This window comes from Rhizobium sp. J15, from assembly GCF_002531825.1.
Taxonomy (GTDB): Bacteria; Pseudomonadota; Alphaproteobacteria; order Rhizobiales; family Rhizobiaceae; genus Rhizobium.
Genome location: NZ_NWSX01000015.1, coordinates 109,270 through 134,385, shown reverse-complemented (window position 1 = coordinate 134,385; position 25,116 = coordinate 109,270). Strand labels below are relative to the sequence as shown.

Sequence of the window (25,116 nt, the reverse complement as noted above, 5' to 3'; positions counted from 1 at the left end):
ATCGAGCAGGATTCAAAAATCGCGCCCGACGCTCTAGATGCCCGAAGTTAGCCGCTTTCGAGACCGAATCGCCTGCTTGCAGGCAGCAAAAAAGACGCGCCGGCGCGGCGCGTCTTTGAAATGTCTTACCAAAGCGGCTCTCGAAAGTTACCCGGCTTCGCTGACCCTCGAAAGAGCGATCTTCAAGCTCGTCATCTGCCCTTGCAGTTCCTCGAGACGCTCGCGTTCAGCCTCCACGACCTCGGGATTGGCATTGGCGACGAACTTCTCGTTCGACAGCTTGCCGTTGATGCGGGATATCTCGCCTTCCATCTTGGCAATCGCCTTTTCCAGCCGAGCCTTTTCGGCGGAAAGGTCGATCAGATTGCCGAGCGGCAGGCAGATGGTAGCCTCGGCCACGACGATCTGAGCCGCACCCTTCGGCGCATCGTCGGCGAGCGATATCGCCTCGACGCGCGCAAGCCGCTTGATGGCGGCGTCGTGGCGGAACAGCCTTTCACGGGTCAGGTTGTTGGCCTTGACGACGACGAGCGGCGCCGTCGCCGATGGCGGCACGTTCATTTCCGCGCGCACCGAGCGGATGCCTGAGACGAGGTCGATCAGCCAGTTGATCTCGTCGGCGGCCGCGTCATCGGCATAGGAGGGTGCGGGCCATTCGGCATGGCAGACCAGCGTGTCGCGTTCCTTGCCTTCCCCTGCGGTATGCGCCCAGAGCTCTTCGGTCATGAAGGGCATGAACGGATGCAAGAGCTTGTAGATCTCTTCGAGAATATAGGCGCTGCAGGCCTGAGCTTCGGCCTTGGCGCCCTCGTCCTCACCGTTGAAGACCGGCTTCAACAGCTCGAGATACCAGTCGCAGACCTCGTTCCAGACGAAGCGGTAGAGCGCGCCGGCCGCATCGTTGAAGCGGAAGGCTTCGAGCGCTTCCGTAACGTCACGTTCCGTACGGGCAAGTTCCGTGAGGATCCAGCGGTTGATGGTGAGCTCAGCGGCTTCAGGCACGAAATGCGGGTCGCTCTTCGCCCCGTTCATCTCGGCGAAGCGCGTGGCGTTCCAGAGCTTGGTGCCGAAGTTGCGGTAGCCGGCGATGCGGGCCGGATCAAGCTTCACGTCGCGCCCCTGCGCGGCCATGATCGCCAGGGTGAAGCGCAGCGCATCGGCGCCATATTCGTCGATCAGTTCCAGGGGATCGATGACGTTGCCCTTCGACTTCGACATCTTCTGCCCGTTCTTGTCGCGCACCAGCGCATGGACATAGACGGTATTGAAGGGTTCGACGGGCTGGCCGTCTTCGTCCTTCATGAAGTGCAGGCCCATCATCATCATGCGGGCGACCCAGAAGAAGATGATGTCGAAGCCGGTGACGAGAACGTTGGTCGGATAATAACGTGCAAGCTCCGGCGTCTCGTCCGGCCAGCCGAGTGTCGAGAACGGCCAGAGGGCGGAGGAGAACCAGGTGTCGAGCACGTCCTCGTCGCGCGTCAGGATCTCGCCCGGCTTGAAGTTTTCCAGCAGGTCCTCGACATAGGCCTTCATCGGCCCTTCGTGCGAGAGGTAATGCTGGATCGCCGCCTGCAGCGCCTCTTCCTCGGTCTTTTCGACGAAGACCTGGCCGTCCGGGCCATACCACGCCGGAATCTGGTGACCCCACCAGAGCTGGCGGGAGACGCACCAGGGCTGGATGTTTTCCATCCATTCGTAATAGGTCTTGTCCCAGCTCTTCGGCACCATCCGGGTGCGGCCTTCGCGAACCGAAGCGATCGCCGGTTCGGCGAGCGTCTTGGCATCGACGTACCATTGTTCGGTCAGCCGCGGCTCGATCGGCACGCCGCCGCGGTCGCCGTGCGGGACCATGTGCTTATGCGGCTCGATCTTGTCGAGCAGGCCGGCCTCTTCGAAGATTTCGACGATGACCTTGCGCGCGTAGAAACGGTCCTGCCCTTCCAGGCGGTCCCAGGCGCCGTGCAGGGCGGCCGGATGGTCGAGGCCTTCGAGGAAGTCCTCATTGTCCTTGATGGCGATCGTGCCGTCGATATTCATGATGTTGATCGCACGCAGGCCAGCTCGTTTGCCGACGTCAAAGTCGTTGAAGTCATGCGCAGGCGTGACCTTGACGGCGCCGGTGCCGGCGGTCGGATCGGCGTAGTTGTCGGCAACGATCGGAATACGGCGACCGACGATCGGCAGGATGACATGCTTGCCGACGATCGACTTGTAACGCTCATCCTCCGGATTGACCGCAATACCGGTATCGCCCAGCATGGTTTCCGGACGCGTGGTGGCGACGACCAGATAGTCCCGCGCTTCCCATTCGGTCGGCTTGCCTTCTTCGTCGAAAGCGATCGGGTATTGATAGGTGACGCCCGGCTCCAGCGGATAACGAAGATGCCAGAGATTGCCCTTGATCTCATGCTGTTCGACTTCGAGATCCGAGATCGCCGTCAAGAGCTTCGGATCCCAGTTGACGAGGCGCTTGTCCTTGTAGATCAGGCCTTCCTTGTAGAGCGTGACGAAAACCTCGACGACCGCTTTCGACAGGCCCTCATCCATGGTGAAGCGTTCACGCGACCAGTCGCATGAGGCGCCGAGGCGCTTCAGCTGGTTGAAGATCAGCCCGCCCGATTCAGCCTTCCACTCCCAGATCTTGTCGATGAAGGCTTCGCGGCCCATCTCGCGGCGGCCCGGCAGCTGCTGTTCCATCAGCTTGCGCTCGACGACCATCTGCGTGGCGATGCCGGCATGGTCCATGCCGGGCTGCCAGAGCACGTCCTTGCCGCGCATGCGCTCGAAGCGCACCATGATGTCCTGCAGCGTGTTGTTGAGCGCGTGGCCCATATGCAGCGAGCCGGTGACATTCGGCGGCGGGATCACGATGGTGAAGGTCTCGGCCCCGGGCTTGGCGTTCGCGCCGGCGCGGAAGGCGTCCGCCTCATCCCATTTCGCGGCGATTTTCGGTTCGACGGCAGCGGAATCATAGGTCTTGTCGAGCATTTTCTGGCCAATTTCGAGGTTCGAGGATGGGGTTTTGTAAATAGGATGGGCACGGCCAAGTCAATAAAAAAGCCGCCCCGGAGACCGGAGCGGCTTTTCAGGAAAAAGCAATCCGATCAGCGGCGCGGGCCGCGCGCCACGCGCTCGATTTCCTCACGCACCAGCCGTTCGACCAGCGTCGGCAGATTATCATCCAGCCATTCGCGCAGCATCGGGCGCAGCATGTCTTCTGCGATCTCATCCAGCGAGCGGCGCTCGGCGCCGTCGATGGCGGCGGCGAGTTCCTCGAAAGAGCGGCTGATCTGCAGGCCGGCATCCTCAGAGAGCAGCGTCGGCTGGACCTCTTCCATGACGCTCGGAAGGAAACGCTCGCTCGACGATTCTGCGGCAGGCTCCAGCGCCGGCGGCGCGACTTCGACGGCAGGTTCCGGCTCGGCGACGGCTACTCTCGGCGCTTCCGCAAACACCGGCTCGGCCGGCTGCTGTTGGACCGGAGCATATTGAACCGGCGCCGGAGCAACCGGGAAAACGGGCGGAACCGGTTGTGGCTGCGGCTGCGGCGCGGCGGCGCGCGGCGGCTCTGGCATTACAGCCGGCTGCGGTTCGGGCTGACGGAAGGCGCTCGGAATTTCGCGCAGCGCCTGACCGGCCTGCGCAGCACTGCGCTCGGAGGCGGCGCGCACGCGGGCGGCGACATCGGCGAGCGACAGCGCGCGGGCGGGCACTTCAGGCTCGGGGGCGGTGCCGGCCGAATTGGCGGCGACGAAGCGCGGATCGGCCGAGGAGCGTGCGACCGGCTCGGGGAATTCGACGCCGGCATAGGTATCATCAACCGTCAGATGGATTTCGGAGCCGTTCTCATCCTCGTCGGCGCCGTAGACCGGCGGCAGAGATGCGGAAATCGCCTTGCCGGCGCCGGGCTCATTGCTTTCGATGATCTGGCGGATCGAGGCCAGAATTTCTTCCATGGACGGTTCACGCGCTACACTTGGCTGAGCCATATCTATCCCCGTTATCCCAAAACAACGACCGGATGGTGTGGAGCGGTCATCCGAATCACCACGACCTTAGAATACCCCAGGCGTGAAAAAAATCATCGCGAATCAAATGAATGGGGCCATGCACAGTTTTGTTACCCAATGTTTGCCGCAGGAAAGCCGATGATGATTTTCCCGGCGACGACAGGGGTGAAACAGAGTTGAAACGTACCCTATTCCACCCGGCTCGACGCGGAGGATTCAGGATAGGCGGCGTTTGTGAAGGCTTTCCGACGGCGCCGACAAAAAAGCGGACGCCAATGGCGCCCGCTTAAGAATTTCATCGATGAAGACGGCCTCAGAAAACGAATTCGCGCGCCTTGGCGAAACCCGGCAGAGGCTTGACGGAGGCGTTGAAGAAGACGTTTTCCGAAACGGCGCCGCGCTCGGCGACGAAGACCTTGGCGCGGGCGGCGTTGCCGTAGCCCTCGACTGTGACGAGGCGGCCGCCGTCGCGCAACTGACCGAGAAGGGCCGCAGGAACCTCCTCGACCGCACCGTTGATGAAGATCAGATCATAGGGAGCGCCGGCGGCGTAGCCCTTTTCGAGCGGACCGGTCACGACCTCGACCTTGCCGTAGCCGGCAAGCTTCGCCTTCGCTTCCGCAGCCAGCGCCTCGTCGCATTCCAGCGCGATCACGGAGCCGGCGATGATCGACAGCAACGCCGAGGTGTAGCCCGTGCCGCAGCCGACTTCGAGCACGAAATCATCCTTGGTGATGGCGGCCAGCTGCAGCAGCTTGGCGAGCGGCGAAGCCTCCATCAGGAAGCGTGCCGGCTTGCCGGGCGCGGCGGCGGCGATCTCGACGTCGTTGTCGATATAGGCCAGCACCTTCGCCTTCTCCGGCACGAAAGTCTCACGCGGCACCGTGAGAAACGCCGTCAGCACGGAATGCGAGGTAACGTCCGTCGTGCGAACCTGGTTATCGACCATCTTTGCGCGCGCTGCTTCGAAATCCATCATGTCCTCTCGCTCTTTGAAAAGCGGTTCCTGTCCCTCGTCTCTTAATCTCCGCCACGAATGCTTTCAAGGCTTGGCAGCGGCCGGCGAAAAGAATCCGGCGGACGCTTCTTCCACGCCACAGCAGGCATGGGCAACGCTGCAACTCCCGCGTGGAATCTTCCGCCTCTTCATGCTATGATTTTCGCGGAGGAACAGGAGGAGCAGGCCATGTCTGCGATTTTCGAATATCTGACGCTGTTCGATTTCTTCATCGTCGCAGCGCTCATCGGCATCTTCTGCTGCGGGCTGCTGGACGGCAAAGCGACCTGAGACGGCCGCGCACCTAACCGCGCTCGATTCTCCCCGCATGGCTTCAGCCGCACCTTATGCCGGCCGAGGCCGATCCGATGCGGCCGGATGACCGCGTTTCAAGCTGATCATGTCATGTGGGAGAATTTGGAGGCCTCGCCCGGAATTGAACCGGGGTACAAGGATTTGCAGTCCTCTGCGTCACCACTCCGCCACGAGGCCTCACCTGCTCGTTGTTCGAGCCGTGGCGAGCGTTTAGAATGATCGTAAGGAAATCGCAAGAGGGCATTTCGGAAAAACGGCTTTCGGATGCTGCCGAAAAGGTCATTTTCCTATCCTGGAACGATCCGTCGCAGACCAAGGTTTCCATTAGGGTGACGATGCTCCATTTCCTGCCAACGATCACATTTGAAACAAATCCCAAGCTTGACTTCGATCACCCTCCGGACATCTTATTTCATCGGGAGGGCATGGAATCTGCGTAGGAGCCGCGATGGATTGGGCCGCCCTCAAATCGAAGCACATGCGTGCGGCATATAATGCGGAAACTCGGGATCTGCTGGTAAAATTCCCCGGCTCCCGACCGGTGAAACACGCGGATATCCCTCCCCACGTCTACCAGAACCTGCTGGAAACGAGCGATCCGCACTTCTACTACCAGTATTATATCGCTCCCTGTCGCGTCTCGCCGCACCACAGGCGACGCGGCTCCGTGGCGTCTTACGGGCTGAAGCTCGCCCTCCTCATCGCCGCCTGCAGCCTGTTGATGGCAACCAGCCTCGACCCGGGCAATAGCGGAATTTTTGAGGCGAGCGAATTGAGGTCGAACTAGATACGGCTTTCCACCGGGCAGACCACCCCATGCCAGCATCAGCCGACGGTTATTGCCGGGGGACGATCAGGCGCGTGATCGCCGCCGAGATTGTCGCTTCTGTTTTGAGAGCGGTAGCGGCGGTTGTCCCGGTCGCGGTCGTTCCCGCCGTCACGCTCGTTGCGGCCGTTGAAATTGCGATAGTTGCGAGGCCCGTTATAGCTGCCGCCCTGACCGTGATCGACGACGCAGCCTTCAGGACGGCGGCAGATGCCGCGAGCGTCGAAACCGCGGCTGTCGACCTGGGCTTCAGCGGGAGCGCCTGAGAGAATCGCCGCCGCCGACAGGGCGAGAACAAAAAATGCCTTCATTTCTTCACCTGGCCCATCCTGGCGCGATCTTGCTTTCGCACTCCATACACCATGAATGCGGAAAGCCATCCACTGTTCCTCGAGGCAACCATCAGCCCGCCGGCTTCCGCCGCCGGTGCCACCAAACCGCCAGCCGGCGCCGAAGCCGGCGGGCGAGCGGCAGATCATGCGAGAGCACGAGGAAGCCGAGCGGCAGCATCCAGAAGCCGAGGATGGGCAGGAAGCCCAGCACTCCACAGAAAATCAGCGCTATGCCGATCGCCATCCGCGCCAGGCGCGAGCGCGGCATGCCGATGCTGAAAGAGCCGAGCATGAGCCTGCCGCTTGCGTGGTCGATACCGAAGCGCCTTGCCTGCACCTTGGGCTCCTCGCCGCCCCGCGCCTGTCCACAATCATTCCCATTCGTCATTCACCACAGATGGGCACAGGCAACCCAAATACAAGTTCATTTCATTTTTTTGAAAAAACCGCTTGGCAAATCGGGCAAGCATTTGTATTAGCCCACTCACACCGCGCCAAGCAGTGATCCCTGGTAGCTCAGCGGTAGAGCATTCGACTGTTAATCGACAGGTCGCCGGTTCGAATCCGGCCCGGGGAGCCATTTTTCAAGCGCCTGTTTTCGTTGAGCAATCCGACAGCAGGCGCTTAATTCTCCACTTTCTCTCCGCGCTTTTGAAACCCGGCGTTTGCCGATTTCCCGCCTTTGAAGCCGCGTGGATGGAGACGATGTTCGCCTACGGAAAGGCGACCTTCACAGCTTTGCGCCATGAAAAGACCACCGGCATTCGCGCCGGCGGCCCAAGTGGCCGGCCACTGCCGACTAAAAATCGAAATACACCGTCACACCTGACCGGCGACGATAGCGGTAATCGTCGCGATAGCCGTAGTAGTCGCGATGACCGTAATACCGCGGACGGTAGCACGAGCCGTAATAACGGCAGTCGCGGTAAGCGTAGCGGCGTTTTTTCCAGTGGCCATAAGCATGTCCATTACCGTGGCGACGGTGTTTGACCTGCTCGACGTCGTTGTGCACAGCTACCGCTTTCGGCACGACGATCGGTGCAGCGTTTAGCGGCAGAGCGAAAGAGGCAGCCAAGACTGTGGCTGCGACTGCGAGAAAAAGCTTTTTCATCGGCGCATCCTTTCAGGGCTGCGAGTCTGGGTTAATGGGCATTAACCTAACATGAACAGCTTTCCCCTACGGACGTTCCAGAAAGACACCGGCTGGCGCGCCTCAGGGTTGGCAGAGCCGCCCGTTCTGCTTCTCATGTATCTTGATGGGGTTTCGGCATATCAGGTGGCGCTGCGGCAGCACGCATCTTCCAATAGATAAGCCGCCGGCCGAATGCCGACGGCTCTCATAAGGCTGAGGTCAACTGTTACCAGCTCTGGCGGCCGTACCAGTCGTCGATATCTTTCCTGGCGCGGTCTTTCTCGTAGCCGTAGCGTTCCTGGATCTTGCCTTCGAGCTGGTCGCGTTTGCCGTCGATGACATCGAGGTCGTCATCAGTGAGCTTGCCCCACTGCTCCTTGACCTTGCCTTTCATCTGCTTCCAGTTTCCTTCAACACGGTTCCAATCCATGGGTATTTCCTCCTATCGTTGGAATGGAGGAACGGCGATGAGGGCTAAGTGTTCCGAGGCGTGACGATGCAGGTTCTTCGCTTATAGTACCGAAATGCTCTGGCCGATCGGGAGCGATTTCCTCGCCGGTAAAGGGGACAGCGCGCGTCAGATACAGGCGACGATGGTGCTCGCGCTGGCCTCGTGGCGTTCATTCGCGGCAAGCCAAGGCGTCGTGCGGCGACATCAGCCTTAGTAGCTGCACGCGCGACCCTCACGGGGGCGGAAACCATCGGCGCAGGCCGGGTTCATCGAATCTCCCGGCACGTATCCCGATGCCGAGCCATAGGAATTCGGAGGCGTCGAGCAGGCGGAGGTGATGGCGGCAAAAGTGATGGCGCCGGCTGCTGCAAATGCCCGTAATCTGTTCATCAATGCTTCTCCAGTTTTACGCTGTGGCCGAGAGATGGGAGCCCCTTGGGAAGAGGAGAAATCCTCCCCGAAACTCATCTCTTTCCAGAGCAGCTTGCACCTGAAGATATATGCATTCTCTCGGCGCACGTCAGCTGCGAGTGCGCAAGATTCTCAGTCTTCGCAATCGCTGGATAGCTCTCCAGTACCGGGAGCAAGCCCCCAAAAGCGGAACAGCCGCTTCCAGGGTAAAGTCTACGAAGCAAGGCCGCCGCTATTGGCAGGCATTTGCGGCATCCGGCTGCGTCGACGTATTGCCGGAAGTCGGTGCCGGGTTACCTGTGCCGCCGGCCTGCTGGCGCTGGCAGTCGTTCGGGTCACCGCCCGAGCCGTTCGCGCCGGTCGCTCCGGCGCCGGTGGTTGTGTTGGGAGCGGTGCCGCCGGTATCGCTATTGCCGGAACCGGTGGTGCCGCTCCCGGCCTGAGGCTCCGCTACTGCTACCGCTGCCGGATCCCGAGCCGCTGCCGCTGCCGCCGCTGGACTGCGCCATTGCGGATGTCGCTAGGCCAATCGAGATCGCGGTTATTGCCATCATTCTCAGAAGCATTGTCGTTCTCCTCGGTGCTTGTTTGCCGATAGGCAGTGAACAAGGGCGTTTCGAAATTGTTTCAGTTCGAAAGCGTACGGGAACATCGGTTTCGGCCGATCGTTGATGTCAAAGGAGATCGCGCGGGCGGAGCCTCCTGTCTCCGCAGCACACACCACCCAAACCCTGCGCGATCTCCATTCTTCCCACCATTTGATCAACCCGTTCAGGAGAGACAGCAGACGGCACGCCTCTTCTCTTGACTCGGACACCGAACGGAACATAATAAGAACATCGGCGTGGCGGCCGCCAATCTGAAAACCTGCGTTTGGAAAAACTCTGAAAGGAGATCGAGGCCGTGCGCCCTGAGACAATCGAAAAACTGGCGGACGAAACGCTGAAAGGAGAAGTCGACGCGGTGGTCGCCTTTCATGATGGGAATGTCCGTGCCGCCATCACGACATTGCTGCTGGATTGCCGTCACCTCAGGCTTCAGCTTGCCCTAACGGAAGGGGCGATGAGCCGCGGCATGACGCGGGGATGGGCACCGGCCTTCGAACGAAGATGAAACGAAGATGAAACATCGTCGCAGCATCGAGCTTCAGCCCCCTGCCGGCTATGCCATCGAAACCGAAAGGCAGGCGCTGGCGACCTTGCCGCAATGGTTCGTCATGCATGCCCGTTGCCGGGCTTGCCGTCACCAAACGCCGATCGAACGGCGCGACGTTATCAGGCGCTGCGGCGACACGCTGTCTCTCGCCACGCTGGCCAGGCGTCTCACATGTCGGGGATGCGGTAATCGGTCCGGCAATCTGCTCCTGCTCGAGAAGTTGCCGCGCGATTGAAGGAGCGAAGGCGTCGTCGTTTCTAGGGCCGATCGCGGCCGTCGGGAACAAACGCCGGGGTTAAAAGTTAAATGGCCTCAACCACGTAACGTCAGCTTTGACAGGAGGTCTCTCATGGGTCGCGGTATTCTACTTTGGCTGCTCGGCGTTCCGCTGCCGATCATCATCCTTCTGGCTCTGTTCATGCGATAGGATCGGATCATGTCGGTTTCAATGACAGGTTCCAGAGAGGCCATCGTTCCGGTTTCCGGAGAGGTCGTCGCTCCGGTCGAATCCTCCAAATCCGCCATGACATGGGGCCCCATCTTCGCAGGTGCGGCCGCGGCCATTGCAGTGACGCTCATCCTTTTGCTGCTGGGTTCGGGCGTCGGGTTGACCATGGTGTCGCCCTGGTCGGGAGAAAGCGCTTCGCTCGGCACACTCGGCGTGACGGCGGCGATCTGGCTCGTCGTCGTGCAATGGCTTTCTTCGGCGCTCGGCGGCTATATTACCGGCCGGCTGCGCACGAAGTGGGCCGCCGTCCACACCGACGAGGTCTTCTTTCGCGACACCGCCCATGGTTTCATAAGCTGGGCGCTGGCAACGGTCTTCGTCGCCGGATTTCTCACCTCATCGCTGACGTCGCTCGCCGGCGCAGGCGCGCAAGCAGTGGGTTCGGCAGCACAAGCCGTCGGCTCGACCGCCACCGTCGCCGGCACAGCGGCAGCATCGTCGGCAGATTCGCCGCTGGATTTGTCCACGGCCTATTTTACCGACGCATTGCTGCGTCCCGACCAGGCACGCGCCCAGGCAACATCCAATGATGCTGCCGCGACCTCGGAGGTATCCCGTATCCTGCTGAACGGGGCCGCCCAGGGACAAATTCCGGATGACGACAAGGCCTATCTCGCCACGATCGTCTCATCGCGGACCGGCCTTGCCGAGGCTGACGCGCGGGCGCGTGTCGACGCAGTGCTGAAGCGGATCGACGACGCCAAGGTCGCCACGAAGAAAGCCGCCGATGAGGCCCGCAAGGCAGCCTCCACCACGGCCTTGCTCGGCGCGCTGTCGCTTCTGATCGGCGCCTTCATCGCCTCTGCCGCCGCAGCCCTTGGCGGATCGCAGCGCGATGAAGAGGAAGACCTGATCATTGCCTCGCGGCGCTAGAATGAAATAGGGGCGCGGAGCAGGAGCCCGCGCCCTTCATGCGGCGAAAGCAGCCGGCTCTTTCGAGCTCTTGCGCAATTGATTTATCGTTTTTGAGATTTCGCGACAGCCCGCTTCTCGTGGCTGAGCACGAGTTCGGCCTGCACATCTCCCTGAAACTGCATTACCCGCTGGCCGACTTCGCTCTCCGGCACCCCGGCCGCCAAAAGCTGATCGGCAAACCGGCGGCATTCGGCCTTCCAGAATTCCAGCGCATCCGCGCCATGCCGCCGGCCAAGTTCACGGGCACAGCGCTCGATATTGGCCGTTCCGATCGCGGCGGGAAAAGCAATAATCCTGCCTTCATGGGAGGTGGGGCGGCGGGTCATGTCAGTAGCCATCGAACACAGGTTCCTCTGATTCCATTCGATGTCTACGGGAGTATGGTTAAGGCTTTCTATTCGTTTCGCCTTCTATCCTCTTCGGACGACGCAAATGCCATCGATCGGCGGCGCCTTTAACCTTGACGCGGGCATGTCGATACGCCGACAGTCCGCATCACGATCGATAATAGAGGCAGCAGAAACCACGATGACGACAACCGCTCCCCGCGATTTCCTGAAAAGCCTGTTCGACGCCGCCGTCAGCGCCGCCGATCCGCTGACCGGCATCAAGGCGCATCTGCCTGCCAAGCCGAAGGGAAGGACCGTGGTGATCGGTGCGGGCAAGGGTGCCGCGCAGATGGCGCGGGCGCTGGAGAGCGTCTGGGACGGAAAGCTCGAAGGGCTGGTCGTCACCCGCTACGGCTATGGCTGCGAGACGCGCGACATCGAGATCATCGAGGCCGCCCATCCCGTGCCGGATGCCGCAGGACTTGTTGCAGCAAGGCGGCTGATGGAGACCGTACGCGGCCTTTCCGGAGACGATCTGGTGATCGCGCTGATCTGCGGCGGCGGTTCGGCGCTGCTGCCTTCCCCGCCGGAAGGACTCGCCCTCGAAGACGAGATCGCCCTCAACGAAATGCTGCTTGCCTCCGGCGCACCGATTTCCGCGATGAATGTCGTGCGCAAGCATCTTTCCACCATCAAGGGCGGGAGACTTGCGGCGGCGACCAAGGCAAGGGTCGTCAGCCTGATCGTTTCGGATATTCCCGGCGACAATCCTGCCCATGTCGCCTCCGGGCCGACGGTGCCGGATGGCTCGACCAGGCATCGGGCGCTGGAGATCGTCCGGCAATATGGATTGCAGCTGCCGCAGGCGGCGCTCGACCATCTGAACTCACCTAAGGCCGATGCGCCGCGGCCGGACGATCCGGTCTTTTTGCGGCACGAGCATCACATCATCGCCTCGGCGGGCGTGTCGCTGGAAGCGGCAGCGGCCATGGCGAAGGCGCAGGGCGTTACCCCGGTCATCCTCTCGGATGCGATCGAGGGAGAATCGCGCGACGTGGCGCAGGTGCATGCCGCGATCGCCCGCGAAGTGCTCGGCCGCGACCGGCCGTTTTCCAAGCCGGTCGTCATGCTTTCCGGCGGCGAGACGACAGTGACGCTGAGGGCCAAGGGCGGCAAGGGCGGGCGCAACGGCGAATTTGCGCTAGCCGCGGCATTGGTGATCGACGGGCACGAGGGCATTCATCTTCTCGCGGCGGATACGGACGGAATCGACGGATCGGAGGACAATGCCGGCGCCTTTGCCGATGGCGGCACGATAAGGCGCCTGCGCGCCGCCAGCCTCGATCCCCGCCGCCTGCTCGACGGCAATGACAGCTATTCCGGCTTCAAGGCCATAGGCGATCTCTTCGAGACCGGGCCGACCGGCACCAACGTCAATGATTTCAGGGCAATCCTCATCCGTTAGCTGATGACCTTTCCTTGCCCGAGTAGCCAACCGACCGATTCCTGCACGGCCTGCAGGGATGTGTATCTCGGGGCAAACCCAAGAAGGCGCCGGGCTTTGGCGATCGAGCAATTCGGGCTGCGGGCGATATGCTCCCATGTCGCCTCCGCGTCCTCGGCCGTCTCGCCTTCGGCCCAGCTGTCGAACGGCGCGAAGGTGAGCTTCGGCTCATGGCCGAACCAGCGCGACATGGCTTCCGCATAGCCGCGAAGCGTCAAGGCCTGCTCCGAAACGGCATGGAAACTTTCGCCGGTCGACGCATTCCAATTGGCGATCGCATCCATGAACATGGCAGCCACGTCATCGGCATGGACGTGATGAACGGTCTCCAGGCCGAAATTGGGCAGAGCCAGGGCCTCGCCACGGGCAAGCGTCGAAAAGACCTGCAGGTTGAAATTGCCGGCCGGATTGAGCGGCGCCCATCCGACGCCGACAATATGGCCGGGATGAATGATGGTTGCCGAAAATCGCTCGAGTCTTGCCTGCTGAAGCAGATAGGCTTCGATTGCCGCCTTCTGCACGCCATAGTCACCGAAGGGAGACTTCGGCGTCTCCTCCCGTGTCGGCACGGCCACGGGGTAGCCATGCGTCCAGATCGTGCCGGTATGCAGAAAATGCCCGACATGGCCCGACAGCGCCGTCACCAGCTGTTTTGCGCTTTCCAGCGTGAAGCAGATCATGTCGATGACGATATCGGCTTTCAGTGCGCGCACGGCCGGACCGAACTCGCCAGTCCGCTCCATTCCCGCCCGATCCATCTGCCGCTGATCGACGGAAGCCCAGGCGCGGTTTTCCGTATAAGGCTTTGCCGCGCCGCGGCTGATGGTGATGACGTCGTGACCTGCCTCTACCAGACGGGGAACGAGATAGGTTCCGACATGTCCCGTCGCTCCGATTACCAAAACCCGCATCATCGTTCCTCCCTTGGCGTGATCCGCGTCGAATATGTGGCGTGGCTCCGCGATCCTGCAAGGAGACATTTCGCCATCGGCAGCGCGCCGCTATCGATTCCTGAAAACGAGGCATGTGCCGCCATGCCTGCGGATCTGATTGCAGATGTCGTTGGCCTCCATGCGCGTCTGTCGGGCGATACGGGCTGCATAACGCGGGCGGAAGCCGAAGCTGCGATCGCGCTGGCGCAGGATCAGCGGCTGTTCCGCATTCAATGGCGCGGGCAGATCCTCTACGGCATCGAGGAAAAGGCGCCGGGCCACCGCGACATCCGCATGCGCCGCAAGCTGGACGCCCCAGGGAGCCCAGTCGCCTTCCGGACGCCAGGGCGCGTCCTTCAATGTCCGCCTTTCGGCAAGCGCCGCGCAGCTGTCGAGGAACGATTTGTCCTTGTCGAGCGGAGCTGCCGCTTCCTCCGGCGGGTTATCCTTCCACTCGTCGACCGTATGCGCGGTGATCGCCATGACGTAGCTGCGCGTTTCGAAAGGCAATCTGCCTGATCTGAGGTAGGAGGCAAGGCCGGTTTCGCCGGCATTGTAGGCGGCGGCAGCAAGGCCGAGATTGCCGAACCGATTGCGCAATTCATCGAGATACTGCGCCGATTTCCGCAAGGCTTCCAGCACCTCGTAGCTGTCTTCGAGCCCACGAAGCTTCGCCGTTCCCGGCATGAATTGTGCAATCCCCTGCGCGCCCTTGATACTGACAGCATCGGGGCGAAAGGTGCTCTCCCGCCAGATGAGACGGGCGAAATAATCCGGCGGCAATTGATTGGCCTTAGCGAAATGCTCGATCGCAACGCAAAGATCGCGGTTGAAACTCTCCTTGCGGATGCACAGCGGTTCGCCCGATTCCGCGGCCGAAGGCCCGGAATAAAGGCACGCCGGCGGCGCATCGCTGCCTTCCGGCTGCGCCTTTCCCGCATCGACGGCGGAAAACAGAAGGCAAAGCGAAAGCATGGCCTTCGCCGATCTCCTCCCAAAGCCGGACTGACGCTTTCGCCCTATCATCGGATCTCAGCAGGTTCGAACTTCCATCGCGACGCTGATCCTAGATAGCATCGATCAAGACGCGAGGCTTCCCTATTTCGAAATCTGCGCGCGAATCCCTGCATTGGCACGAAAAAGCCGCCGGGCCAGGGCCTCGGCGGCTTGAAGGCTTGAACCGGCGATCAGGCCGTCGGCTGCTTGGTCTTTCTGAGATAGGGCAGAACCGTATCGAAAGAGCCGAACCGGGTGATGGCGTCTTCGTTGGAAACCGCCGCGGTGATAATGACGTCCTCGCCCTGGTTCCAGTTCGCCGGCGTCGCCACCTGGTGCTTGGCCGTCAGCTGTATGGAATCGATGGCGCGAAGGATCTCGTTGAAATTGCGGCCCGTCGTCATCGGATAGGTGAGGATCAGCTTGATCTTCTTGTCAGGGCCGATGATGAAAACCGAGCGCACCGTCGCATTGTCGGCAGGCGTGCGGCCTTCCGAGCTGTCGCCGGCGCCGGCCGGCAGCATGTCGTAAAGCTTGGCGACCTTGAGGTCCTTGTCGCCGATCAAAGGATATTCGACGTCGAAGCCGGTCGCGGTCTTGATATCACCCTTCCACTTGGCATGGCTTTCGACAGGATCGACGGAGATGCCGATGATCTTGGCGCCGCGCTTGGAAAATTCTCCCGCAAGCCCGGCCATGGCGCCGAGCTCCGTCGTGCAGACGGGCGTAAAATTTTTCGGGTGCGAGAACAGGACGGCCCAGCCGTTGCCGATCCATTCATGGAAGCTGATCGGTCCCTGCGTCGTATCGGCGGTAAAGTCGGGAGCGATGTCGTTGATACGTAAGCTCATGGTCGGCCCTCCAAGCCGTTGTTGGGTTTCGTTCTCTCAAATGGCGGTCATGGAACGGCCTGCCGCAGAAGTCTTGGAATTGCGATCGTCGTGATAGCATCGGCTGCGAGCAGAAAACTTTCCCATCCCAAGGTTTTCGCTGCATTTCTTTAAAATATATAGCACGAGAACCGAAGGCATGCTCTTTCGATTTACAGCCCGCTCCGGCATTATTTTTCCCGGCCGTCCGGCGCGATGAAAAGACCGGGTTTTTAGTCGGCTCTGCCAAAACGAGCAGGCGCACCCAACAGGCAAGGCGCTCGAAAGCAAGGCATATTGATTAAATTTTGTGCGCATTTATTTTTGCACAGTTTTCGGGCGGACAACTTGCCAAAATTGCTGCAGCGCGTCATAAATAGGGCATGACGCACCGCGATCTGACTATTCTGGTGATCGACGAAAATGCCATCCGCGCCTCCATCATCGAGGAAGGGCTGCGCGAGGCAGGGCACGCGCGCGTCACCGTGGTGCACGAGGTCAACGGCATCGCCCGAATCATCGAGACGCTCACGCCCGATGTGATCATCATCGACATCGAAAATCCCAACCGTGACATGATGGAGCATCTGTTCCAGCTGACACGCACGGTCTCCCGCCCGATCGCCATGTTCGTCGACCGCTCCGATACGGCTTCGATCGAGGCTGCCGTCGATGCAGGCGTCTCGGCCTATATCGTCGACGGGCTGAAGAAGGAACGCGTCAAACCGATCCTCGACATGGCCGTCAGCCGCTTCAACGCCTTCAGCCGGCTGCAGCGGGAGCTGGCCGACGCACGCTCGGCGCTGGAAGAACGCAAGCTGATCGAGCGTGCCAAAGGCATATTGATGAAGATGCGCGGCCTGTCCGAGGAAGAAGCTTTCGCCCTGCTGCGCCAGACGGCGATGAACGAAAAGAAAAAGATGTCGGAAATCGCCCAGAGCGTTGTCACCGCTGCGGGACTTTTGATGTGATGGCCGGCTGCCTAAATTTCCGGAGGAAACCGGAGTGGATATGATGACGAAGACCGCCAGTTCCAGCGGCGGGCTGCCCTCGCCCGCGCATGTCAACAACGAGGGAGCAAAGGTGCTGCGGGCGGGTTTCATTCCGCTCGTCGACGCATCGGTGCTGATCGCGGCGGCGGAATTCGGCTTCGCGCGGAAGGAAGGCCTGACACTCGATCTCGTCAAGGACGTTTCCTGGGCGAATGTTCGTGACCGTCTGGCGTTTCGCCAGTTCGACATCGCCCATATGCTCTCGCCGATGCCCGTCGCCTCCATGCTCGGCCTCGGCTCCAATCCGTCGCCGACGATCACGCCCTTTTCCCTCGGGCGCGGCGGCAATGCGATCACGCTGTCGATGCGGCTCTTCGAGAGGATGCGGGGCGGTGCCGGATTGCCGGAAACGGCGAGCGCGCTCGACAGTGCCCATGCGCTTGCGAAGGTGCTGGCGGAGATGAAGGCGCGTGGCGAGCCGCCGCCGACCTTCGGCGTCACCTATCCCTTCTCTTCGCACAATTACGAATTTCGCTACTGGCTGGCCGCCGGCGGCATCGATCCCGACAAGGACGTCAAGCTCGTCGTCGTACCGCCGCCGCTGACTTCTGACGCATTGGCGGCCGGCGCAATCGAGGGCTTCTGCGTCGGCGCGCCGTGGAACATGATCGCCTCGGAGCGCGGCATCGGCCGCATCGTCGCCGCCAAGCAGGACATCTGGCCGTCAGCCCCGGAAAAAGTCATCGGCATGCGGCCGGACTGGGCCGAAAGCCGTCCGGAAACCGTTTCCCGGCTGATCGTCGCGCTCGATGCCGCAGCACGCTGGTGCGACCAGCGGGAAAATCATGACGCGCTGGCGGCCGCCCTCGCCGATCCCCGCTATATCGCCGCTCCCGTCGATATCATCCGCCGCGTGCTCGCCGGCGAATTCAGCCTCGACGCCAGCGGCGACCGGCGCGTCATCGCCGATTATTTCCAGTTCCATTCCGGTTTCGCCAACTATCCCCGGCCAAGCCAAGCACTGTGGATCTACAGCCAGATGATCCGCTGGGGCCAGGCCGAGGCGAGCCTCAACAAGGCGCGGGCCGCCGCATCGGCCTATCGCCCGGATCTCTATCGCGCGGCCCTCGGCGACAGCCATGCGCCCGATGACGCCGACATTCGCATCGAGGGCAACGATGAGGGCGACCGTTTCATGGACGGCCACGTCTTCGATCCGACAAGGCTGCCCGATTACGTCGCAGGTTTTGCCGTCAGGAGCGCCCTGCCCTTCGCTTCCGGCTGCGAGGAGATCTGAACCGTGCCGGTCTGCACAAAACGCCAGCAAGCCCCATCGCAACGCACAAAAGATTTGCACGGCTATAGACAGCCTCAAAAACATGCAGATACCAGAGTCAGAGAAAATCTTTTATTTTCAAGACGATGAAACATATCCAGAAAACTGGCACGGGGTTTGCTTCGTTATAAATGCACCGATCAACGGCGATCGACGCAGGAAGGGCCCGCGATAGGCGCCCATAGAGAGATACAGAGCTTGGTTCCTCGACGTGAAGAACCAGGTCGCAGATAGGCCGGAAGGCCATGATTCGGTGTCCAACGGCGGGCGCCACCAGCAAAGCCGCTGATCAGGATATTTCGCGCGCCTCGTGCAAGCGCGTCCTGACCAGCGGCTTTTTGTTTTAACCCATAGCGATGGATCGGCACGACCTTGTCGGGCCACGGAGAAGTCATGTCTGTCATCGAGAAAGCGCAGCCCATGTCCGCCGGCGAACCAGCCAAAGCATTGTGGATCTCCACTTTGGCTTTCACCCTCTGTTTTGCCGTCTGGACGATCTTCGCGATCATCGGCATCCGCATCAAGCAGGACCTCGGCTTGAACGAAGCCGAATTCGGATTGCTGGTCGGCACGCCGGTTCTCACCGGTTCGCTGGTTCGCATCGTCCTTGGCATCTGGACAGAGCGTTACGGCGGCCGTCTCGTCTATACGCTGACGATGCTCGCCGCCGCGGTGGCGACCTTCCTGCTTTCCTACGCCCAAACCTACCCGCAGATGCTGATCGCCGGCCTCGGCGTCGGCCTTGCCGGCGGCTCCTTTGCAGTCGGCGTCGCCTATGTCTCGCCTTTCTTCTCGGCGGAAAAGCAGGGAACGGCGCTCGGCATTTTCGGCGCCGGCAATGTCGGTGCGGCCGTGACCAAATTCGCGGCACCCTTCGTGCTGATCGCATGGGGGTGGCAGGCTGTGGCGCAGATCTGGGCCGCCGGTCTGGTGCTGATGGCAATCGTCTTCTGGTTCAGCACCACGGATGATCCGGCTTTCCGTCTTCGTCGCGAACGCGGCGTCGGCTCCAAAAGCTTCGCCCAGGAATTCGCACCGCTGCAGAACGTTCAGGTCTGGCGCTTCTCGCTCTACTATTTCTTCGCCTTCGGCGGCTTCGTCGCCCTGTCCTTGTGGCTGCCCCGCTATCTCGTCGGCGTCTACGGCTTCAACCTGGAAACCGCCGGCATGATCGCCGCCGCCTACTCGATCCCCGGCAGCGTCTTCCGCGCCTTCGGCGGCGTGCTGTCGGACAAGAAGGGTGCGCGCAGCGTCATGTATGCGATGTTTGCCGTATCGGCCGTGGCCACCCTCATCCTGTCGTTGCCGGCGACGACAATTACGCCCGTCCTCTTCATCGCCGTCATCTTCGTGCTTGGCTTCTTCATGAGCCTCGGCAAGGCCGCCGTCTACAAGCACATCCCGGCCTACTATCCCGAAAGCGTCGGCGCCGTCGGCGGCATCGTCGGGATGATGGGCGGTCTCGGCGGCTTCATCCTTCCGATCGCCTTCGGCCTGCTCAAGGACATGACCGGCCTCTGGTCCAGCTGTTTCCTGCTGCTCTTTGCGATCGTCGCAATCTCGCTCGTCTGGATGCACCTGTCCGTCAAGCAAATGTCGCGTCGGGCGCACTCGGCGCCCGTGGCTGCAACCTAATTTCTAAGGACCTGGAAGTATGACCGAAAAACTCGTCATCATCGGCAATGGCATGGCGCCTGGGCGCATGCTGGAGCACCTCTTGGAGCAGTCGCCCGGACGCTACGAAGTCACGATCTTCAATGCCGAGCCGCGCGTCAATTACGACCGCATCATGCTGTCGCCGGTCCTTTCGGGAGAAAAGGACTACGAGCAGATCATCATTCATGGTGACGGCTGGTATATCAAACACGGCATCACGCTCTACAAGGGCCACAAGATCGTCAACATCGACCGTGACGCCAAGACCGTCACCTCCGACCATGGCGTCACCGAAAGCTACGACAAGCTGGTGATCGCCACCGGTTCCGTGCCCTTCATCATCCCCGTCCCGGGCAAGGATCTGCCCGGCGTCATCACCTATCGCGATCTCGACGACGTGCAGGCCATGCTGCTTGCCGCCCAGTCGCGCGAAAAGGCCGTCGTCATCGGCGGCGGCCTGCTCGGCCTCGAAGCGGCGGCCGGCCTTGCCCAGCGCGGCATGGACGTCACCGTGCTGCACGTCATGCCGACCCTGATGGAGCGCCAGCTCGATCCGGCAGCCGGCTATCTGCTGCAGAAAGCAGTCGAAGAGCGCGGCATCAAGGTCATCTGCAAGGCCAATACCAAGGCGATCGTCGGCAACGGCAAGGTCGAGGGCATCGAACTCGACGACGGCCGCATCATCCCGGCAACCCTCGTCGTCATGGCAGTCGGCATCCGCCCGAATATCGGTCTTGCCCGTGATGCCGGCCTTGCCGTCAATCGCGGCATCGTCGTCGATTCAGGCATGCAGACCTCGGACGGCGATATTTTTGCGCTCGGCGAATGCGCCGAAGTCGGCGGCATGGTTTATGGCCTCGTCGCGCCGCTTTACGAAATGGCCCGCATCGCCGCCGCCCATCTCTCGGACGACCGTTCGCCCGCTTTCGTGCATGCGGACACGCCGACCAAGCTGAAGGTCACCGGCATCGAGCTTTATTCGCTCGGTGATTTCGCCGATGGCGACGACCGTGAGGAAATCGTGCTGCGCGATGCTTCGGCCGGCGTCTATAAGCGCCTGGTGCTGAAGGACAACAAGATCATCGGCACCGTGCTTTACGGCGAGACCGCCGATGGCGCCTGGTTCAACGACCTGAAGAAGAAAGCGACCGATATTTCCGAGATGCGCGAGACGCTCATCTTCGGACAAGCCTATCAGGGAGGGTCGCCGCTGGACCCTATGGCGGCCGTTGCAGCCTTGCCGGATGACGCGGAGATCTGTGGCTGCAACGGCGTCTGCAAGGGCAAGATCACGTCGACCATCACCAGCAAGGGATTGACGTCGCTCGACGACGTGCGCGCCCATACCAAGGCATCCGCCTCCTGCGGTTCCTGCACCGGCCTCGTCGAACAGCTGATGACGCTGACGCTCGGCGACAGCTACAACCCGGCTGCCGTCCAGCCGATGTGCACCTGCACCGAGCTTGGTCATGACGACGTCCGCCGCCTGATCAAGGCCAAGGGCCTGAAGACCATTCCGGCCGTCATGCAGGAGCTGGAATGGAAGACCTCCTGCGGCTGCGCCAAATGCCGGCCGGCCCTCAACTACTATCTCGTCTGCGATTGGCCGGACGAATATGCTGACGACTATCAGTCGCGCTTCATCAATGAGCGCGTCCACGCCAACATCCAGAAGGACGGCACCTATTCCGTCGTTCCGCGCATGTGGGGCGGGGTCACGAGCTCGCAGGAACTGCGCGCCATCGCCGATGTCGTCGACAAGTTCGAGATCCCGATGGTCAAGGTGACGGGCGGCCAGCGCATCGACCTGCTCGGCATCGAGAAGGAAGACCTGCCTGCCGTCTGGGCCGATCTCGGCAAGGCCGGCTTCATCTCGGGCCAGGCCTATGCCAAGGGCCTGCGCACGGTGAAGACCTGCGTCGGTTCCGACTGGTGCCGCTTCGGCACCCAGGATTCCACCGGTCTCGGCATCCGCATCGAGAAATTCATGTGGGGCTCCTGGACGCCGGCGAAGCTCAAGATGGCGGTCTCCGGCTGTCCGCGAAACTGCGCCGAGGCGACCTGCAAGGATATCGGCGTGATCTGCGTCGATTCCGGTTTCGAGATCCATTTCGCCGGTGCCGCCGGTCTCGACATCAAGGGCACGGAGGTGCTCGGCCTCGTGAAGACCGAGGACGAGGCGCTGGAGCATATCGTGGCGCTGACGCAGATGTATCGCGAGCAGGCCCGCTATCTCGAGCGCATCTACAAGTGGGCCAAGCGCGTCGGCCTGGATGAAATCCGCCGCCAGATCATGGACGATGCCGAAAAGCGCAAGGCCTATTACGAGCGCTTCGTCTTCAGCCAGAAATTCGCCCAGGTCGATCCCTGGTCGGAGCGCGTCTCCGGCAAGGACAAGCATGAATTCAAGCCGATGGCGACGATCGGCTATCCGCAGGCTGCCGAGTAAGGAGATGGACATGAATTGGGTTGCAATCGGTGACATCTCCGATATCCCGCTGCGCGGCGCGCGCTGCGTGAAGACGCCGCAGGGCAAGATCGCCGTCTTCCGCACGGCCGAGAACGAAGTCTTCGCCATCGAGGATCACTGCCCGCACAAGGGCGGTCCGCTCTCCCAGGGCATCGTGCATGCCAAGGCGGTCACCTGCCCGCTGCACAACTGGGTGATCTCGCTGGAAACCGGCAAGGCGCTCGGCGCCGACGAGGGCGCGGTGCGGACCATACCGGTCCGCAATGAGGACGGCGCCCTCTTCATCGCACTCGAAAGCCTGATGATGGCGGCGGAATAGATGACGGCCGAGGTCAAGACCACCTGTCCCTATTGCGGCGTCGGCTGCGGCGTGATTGCCACGATCGACGAGGCCGGCGCGGTTAGCGTCAAAGGCGATCCCGAGCATCCGTCGAATTTCGGCCGGCTCTGCTCGAAGGGCTCGGCACTGGCCGAAACCATCGATCTCGACGGCCGGCTTCTCTATCCCGAGATCGCGGGTGAGCGGAGCGGTTGGGACGAGGCGCTTGACCTCGTTGCAAATCGGTTCTCCGAAACGATCGCCGAACACGGGCCGGATTCGGTTGCCTTCTACGTTTCCGGCCAGTTGCTGACCGAAGACTATTACGTCGCCAACAAGCTGATGAAGGGCTTCATCGGCTCGGCCAATATCGACACCAATTCGAGGCTCTGCATGTCCTCGTCCGTCGCGGGGCATCGTCGCGCCTTCGGCGCCGATACGGTGCCCGGGACCTATGAGGATATCGAACTCGCCGATCTCGTGGTGCTGACCGGCTCCAACCTCGCCTGGTGCCATCCCGTCATCTACCAGCGGCTTGCCGCGGCAAAAGCGGCGCGGCCGAGCATGCGGATCGTCGTCATCGATCCGCGCCGGACGATGACCTGCGACATAGCCGACCTGCATCTGGCGATCCGCCCGGACGGCGACGTCGCGCTGTTCATGGGGCTGCTTGCCCATCTCGCGACAAGCCCTGAGATCGACCAGAACTATATCGCCGCCCATACCGAAGGCTTCGCCGAAGCTTTTGCCGCGGCCGCAGCAATCGATATCAACGATCTCCTGGAACGGACCGGCCTGCCGGCCATGCAGATCAGGGAGTTCTTCCGGCTGTTCGAAACGACGCAAAAGGTCGTGACCTGCTACAGCCAGGGCGTCAACCAATCCTCCTCCGGCACCGACAAGGTCAATGCCATCCTCAACTGTCATCTGGCGACCGGCCGCATCGGCCGTCCCGGCATGGGGCCGTTCTCGCTGACCGGCCAGCCGAATGCCATGGGCGGGCGTGAGGTCGGCGGTCTCGCCAACATGCTTGCCGCCCATATGGCGATCGAGAATCCCGATGATCGGGACCGCGTGCAGCGTTTCTGGAAATCGCCGGTTATCGCCGCCAATCCCGGCCTGAAGGCGGTCGACATGTTCCGTGCAGTGGCCGACGGCCGCATCAAGGCGCTCTGGATCATGGCCACCAATCCCGTTGTCTCGATGCCGGATGCCGACAGCGTCGAAAGCGCGATCGCCGCCTGTCCCTTCGTCGTCGTCTCCGACATACTGAAAGAGACGGATACGAGCCGGCACGCGCATGTGCTTCTGCCTTCACTCGGCTGGGGCGAGAAAAACGGCACCGTCACCAATTCCGAACGGCGCATTTCAAGGCAGCGGCCTTTCCTCGACACACCGGGCGAGGCGAAGGCCGACTGGTGGCAGCTTGCGGAAGTCGCCCGTCGCATGGGCTTTGACGCCGCCTTCGGCTTCGATGCGCCGGTCGAGATCTTCGCGGAACATGCCGCCCTTTCCGCCTTCGAAAATGACGGCAGCCGCGATTTCGATATCGGCGCCCGCGCCGATATTGCCGGCGGCGCCTATGATGCGCTGTCACCTTTCCAGTGGCCGCAGGCGGCAGGGGCAGAACCCGGCGTCACCCGTTTCTTCGCCGAAGGCGGCTTCTACCATGCCGACCGCAAGGCGCGTTTCGTCGCGGTCAAACCGCCCGCAACGGATCGCACCAATGCCGATTTCCCCTTCACGATGAACACGGGGCGCATTCGCGACCAGTGGCATACGATGACGCGGACGGGAAAGAGCGCGCGGCTTTCGGCCCATATCGCCGAGCCTTTCGCAGAAATCCATCCGCGCGATGCGATGGAGACCGGCATATCGAGCGCCGGTCTGGTGGAGATCGAGAGCCCCCATGGCAAGGCCATCGTCCGCGCCCTGGTGACCGATCGGCAGGCGCGCGGCGGCATCTTCGCGCCGATGCACTGGAACGACCAGTTCGCGGCAAAAGCACGGATCGACGCGCTTGTCGCGCCGATCACCGACCCCTTTTCCGGTCAGCCGGCGTCAAAGAACGTCGCCGTCGCCGTTCGCCCCTTCCGCGCCAGCCATTACGGTTTCGCCGTCTCGGCCGTAAAACCCGCCACGCCGGATGCAGGCTATTGGGCCGTGGCGAAGGCTGTCGGCGGCTGGAGGCTGGAACTTGCGTTCGGTGAACCCGTCGACGACTGGGTGGCCTGGTGCCGCGCGGTTTTCGCCATTCCTGATGACATCGAACCGCTCGGTTATGCCGACCGGCAATCGGGCGACCTCAGGCTTGCTTTCTTCGACGGCGAGACCCTGCTTGCCGCGCTTTTCCTGGCCCGCGAACCGGTCGCCGTGGCGCGCAATTGGGCGATCTCGCAGCTCACCGCCTCGCATAGCGATTTGAGGAAACGCTTTGCGCTCGTCGCAGGCCGCCCCGGAGCCGGCAGGCCGGATCCGGGTGCGACCGTCTGCTCGTGCTTCAGCGTCGGGGTCAATCAGATCGCAGCTGCCGTGCGCGGCGGATGCCACAGCGTCGAGGCAGTCGGCAAGGAAACGAGCGCCGGAACCAATTGCGGCTCCTGCCGCAGCGAAATCGGCAGGATCATCGACCGCTGTCTTGCCGCAGCTGCGGAGTGA

General features: G+C 61.8%; 23 protein-coding genes and 2 tRNA genes. 12 read left to right on the top strand and 13 right to left on the bottom strand.

Going from position 1 to position 25,116, the window contains the following annotated elements; translation table 11 throughout:
* Positions 1-147 precede the first annotated feature (147 nt).
* The 4 genes from CO670_RS15890 to CO670_RS15875 form a co-directional block, all read right to left on the bottom strand.
* Positions 148-2,991: a valine--tRNA ligase gene (locus CO670_RS15890; RefSeq protein WP_097591110.1), complete on the bottom strand. Its 2,844-nt coding sequence runs from the start codon at positions 2,989-2,991 to the stop codon at positions 148-150.
* 116 nt (positions 2,992-3,107) lie between these two features.
* Positions 3,108-3,992 (bottom strand): DUF2497 domain-containing protein, encoded by an 885-nt coding sequence (locus CO670_RS15885; RefSeq protein ID WP_097591109.1) that lies wholly within the window; start codon positions 3,990-3,992, stop codon positions 3,108-3,110.
* A 334-nt stretch (positions 3,993-4,326) separates the two neighbouring features.
* Positions 4,327-4,992 (bottom strand): protein-L-isoaspartate O-methyltransferase, encoded by a 666-nt coding sequence (locus CO670_RS15880; protein WP_176538951.1) that lies wholly within the window; start codon positions 4,990-4,992, stop codon positions 4,327-4,329.
* Positions 4,993-5,428: 436 nt separating this feature from the next.
* Positions 5,429-5,502 (bottom strand) — tRNA-Cys (locus tag CO670_RS15875).
* A 271-nt stretch (positions 5,503-5,773) separates the two neighbouring features.
* Between CO670_RS15875 and CO670_RS15865 the strand changes: the two genes are divergently transcribed.
* The gene (locus tag CO670_RS15865; protein ID WP_097591107.1) at positions 5,774-6,112 is read left to right on the top strand and encodes a KTSC domain-containing protein; all 339 of its coding nucleotides are present in this window, start codon (positions 5,774-5,776) and stop codon (positions 6,110-6,112) included.
* 38 nt (positions 6,113-6,150) lie between these two features.
* Here CO670_RS15865 and CO670_RS15860 read toward each other — a convergent pair whose 3' ends face one another.
* On the bottom strand, positions 6,151-6,462 hold the full coding sequence (locus tag CO670_RS15860) for a hypothetical protein (protein ID WP_097591106.1): 312 nt from the start codon (positions 6,460-6,462) through the stop codon (positions 6,151-6,153).
* Positions 6,463-6,553: 91 nt separating this feature from the next.
* Complete coding sequence (locus tag CO670_RS15855; RefSeq protein WP_097591105.1) at positions 6,554-6,871, bottom strand: hypothetical protein; 318 nt, start codon at positions 6,869-6,871, stop codon at positions 6,554-6,556.
* A gap of 117 nt (positions 6,872-6,988) precedes the next feature.
* On the opposite strand from CO670_RS15855, the gene CO670_RS15850 reads away from it, so the two are divergent.
* Positions 6,989-7,063: transfer RNA gene (locus tag CO670_RS15850), tRNA-Asn, on the top strand.
* A 219-nt stretch (positions 7,064-7,282) separates the two neighbouring features.
* On the opposite strand, the gene CO670_RS15845 is transcribed toward CO670_RS15850, so the two are convergent.
* From CO670_RS15845 to CO670_RS15835, 3 genes are all read right to left on the bottom strand, one after another.
* Positions 7,283-7,594 (bottom strand): hypothetical protein, encoded by a 312-nt coding sequence (locus CO670_RS15845; RefSeq protein ID WP_097591104.1) that lies wholly within the window; start codon positions 7,592-7,594, stop codon positions 7,283-7,285.
* 247 nt (positions 7,595-7,841) lie between these two features.
* Positions 7,842-8,045, bottom strand: coding sequence for a CsbD family protein (locus CO670_RS15840; protein ID WP_097591103.1), 204 nt, complete (start codon positions 8,043-8,045; stop codon positions 7,842-7,844).
* 231 nt (positions 8,046-8,276) lie between these two features.
* On the bottom strand, positions 8,277-8,456 hold the full coding sequence (locus tag CO670_RS15835) for a hypothetical protein (RefSeq protein WP_088687180.1): 180 nt from the start codon (positions 8,454-8,456) through the stop codon (positions 8,277-8,279).
* A 939-nt stretch (positions 8,457-9,395) separates the two neighbouring features.
* Between CO670_RS15835 and CO670_RS15825 the strand changes: the two genes are divergently transcribed.
* The 3 genes from CO670_RS15825 to CO670_RS15815 all read left to right on the top strand — a co-directional run bounded on the left by CO670_RS15825 (position 9,396) and on the right by CO670_RS15815 (position 11,013).
* Entirely contained in the window at positions 9,396-9,590 is a 195-nt protein-coding gene (locus CO670_RS15825) for a hypothetical protein (protein WP_097591121.1), read from the top strand.
* Positions 9,591-9,597: 7 nt separating this feature from the next.
* A complete protein-coding gene (locus CO670_RS15820) occupies positions 9,598-9,867 on the top strand; it encodes a hypothetical protein (protein WP_097591102.1) in 270 nt (89 codons plus the stop codon).
* A 201-nt stretch (positions 9,868-10,068) separates the two neighbouring features.
* Positions 10,069-11,013 carry a hypothetical protein gene (locus CO670_RS15815; RefSeq protein ID WP_097591101.1) on the top strand — a complete coding sequence of 315 codons (945 nt, stop codon included), beginning with the start codon at positions 10,069-10,071 and terminating at the stop codon, positions 11,011-11,013.
* A gap of 83 nt (positions 11,014-11,096) precedes the next feature.
* Here the strand turns inward: CO670_RS15815 and CO670_RS15810 are convergent, their stop codons facing one another.
* The gene (locus CO670_RS15810; RefSeq protein ID WP_097591100.1) at positions 11,097-11,393 is read right to left on the bottom strand and encodes a DUF6074 family protein; all 297 of its coding nucleotides are present in this window, start codon (positions 11,391-11,393) and stop codon (positions 11,097-11,099) included.
* 190 nt (positions 11,394-11,583) lie between these two features.
* On the opposite strand from CO670_RS15810, the gene CO670_RS15805 reads away from it, so the two are divergent.
* Positions 11,584-12,849: a glycerate kinase gene (locus tag CO670_RS15805; protein WP_097591099.1), complete on the top strand. Its 1,266-nt coding sequence runs from the start codon at positions 11,584-11,586 to the stop codon at positions 12,847-12,849.
* Here the strand turns inward: CO670_RS15805 and CO670_RS15800 are convergent.
* The 3 genes from CO670_RS15800 to CO670_RS15790 form a co-directional block, all read right to left on the bottom strand.
* Complete coding sequence (locus CO670_RS15800) at positions 12,846-13,802, bottom strand: NAD(P)-dependent oxidoreductase (RefSeq protein WP_176538950.1); 957 nt, start codon at positions 13,800-13,802, stop codon at positions 12,846-12,848. The genes CO670_RS15805 and CO670_RS15800 overlap by 4 nt on opposite strands.
* A gap of 87 nt (positions 13,803-13,889) precedes the next feature.
* Positions 13,890-14,846 carry a lytic transglycosylase domain-containing protein gene (locus CO670_RS15795; protein WP_097591098.1) on the bottom strand — a complete coding sequence of 319 codons (957 nt, stop codon included), beginning with the start codon at positions 14,844-14,846 and terminating at the stop codon, positions 13,890-13,892.
* Between the two features lie 161 nt (positions 14,847-15,007).
* Complete coding sequence (locus tag CO670_RS15790) at positions 15,008-15,667, bottom strand: peroxiredoxin (protein ID WP_088675265.1); 660 nt, start codon at positions 15,665-15,667, stop codon at positions 15,008-15,010.
* 401 nt (positions 15,668-16,068) lie between these two features.
* Here CO670_RS15790 and CO670_RS15785 point away from each other — a divergent pair, with 401 nt between their 5' ends.
* From CO670_RS15785 to CO670_RS15760, 6 genes are all read left to right on the top strand, one after another.
* Positions 16,069-16,656: an ANTAR domain-containing response regulator gene (locus CO670_RS15785; RefSeq protein WP_088675264.1), complete on the top strand. Its 588-nt coding sequence runs from the start codon at positions 16,069-16,071 to the stop codon at positions 16,654-16,656.
* A 34-nt stretch (positions 16,657-16,690) separates the two neighbouring features.
* The gene (locus CO670_RS15780) at positions 16,691-17,974 is read left to right on the top strand and encodes a CmpA/NrtA family ABC transporter substrate-binding protein (protein WP_176538949.1); all 1,284 of its coding nucleotides are present in this window, start codon (positions 16,691-16,693) and stop codon (positions 17,972-17,974) included.
* A gap of 432 nt (positions 17,975-18,406) precedes the next feature.
* On the top strand, positions 18,407-19,648 hold the full coding sequence (locus CO670_RS15775) for a nitrate/nitrite transporter (protein WP_097591096.1): 1,242 nt from the start codon (positions 18,407-18,409) through the stop codon (positions 19,646-19,648).
* A 19-nt stretch (positions 19,649-19,667) separates the two neighbouring features.
* Positions 19,668-22,118: a nitrite reductase large subunit NirB gene (nirB, locus tag CO670_RS15770; RefSeq protein ID WP_097591095.1), complete on the top strand. Its 2,451-nt coding sequence runs from the start codon at positions 19,668-19,670 to the stop codon at positions 22,116-22,118.
* A 4-nt stretch (positions 22,119-22,122) separates the two neighbouring features.
* Complete coding sequence (gene nirD / locus CO670_RS15765) at positions 22,123-22,458, top strand: nitrite reductase small subunit NirD (protein ID WP_097591094.1); 336 nt, start codon at positions 22,123-22,125, stop codon at positions 22,456-22,458.
* On the top strand, positions 22,459-25,116 hold the full coding sequence (locus CO670_RS15760; RefSeq protein WP_097591093.1) for a nitrate reductase: 2,658 nt from the start codon (positions 22,459-22,461) through the stop codon (positions 25,114-25,116).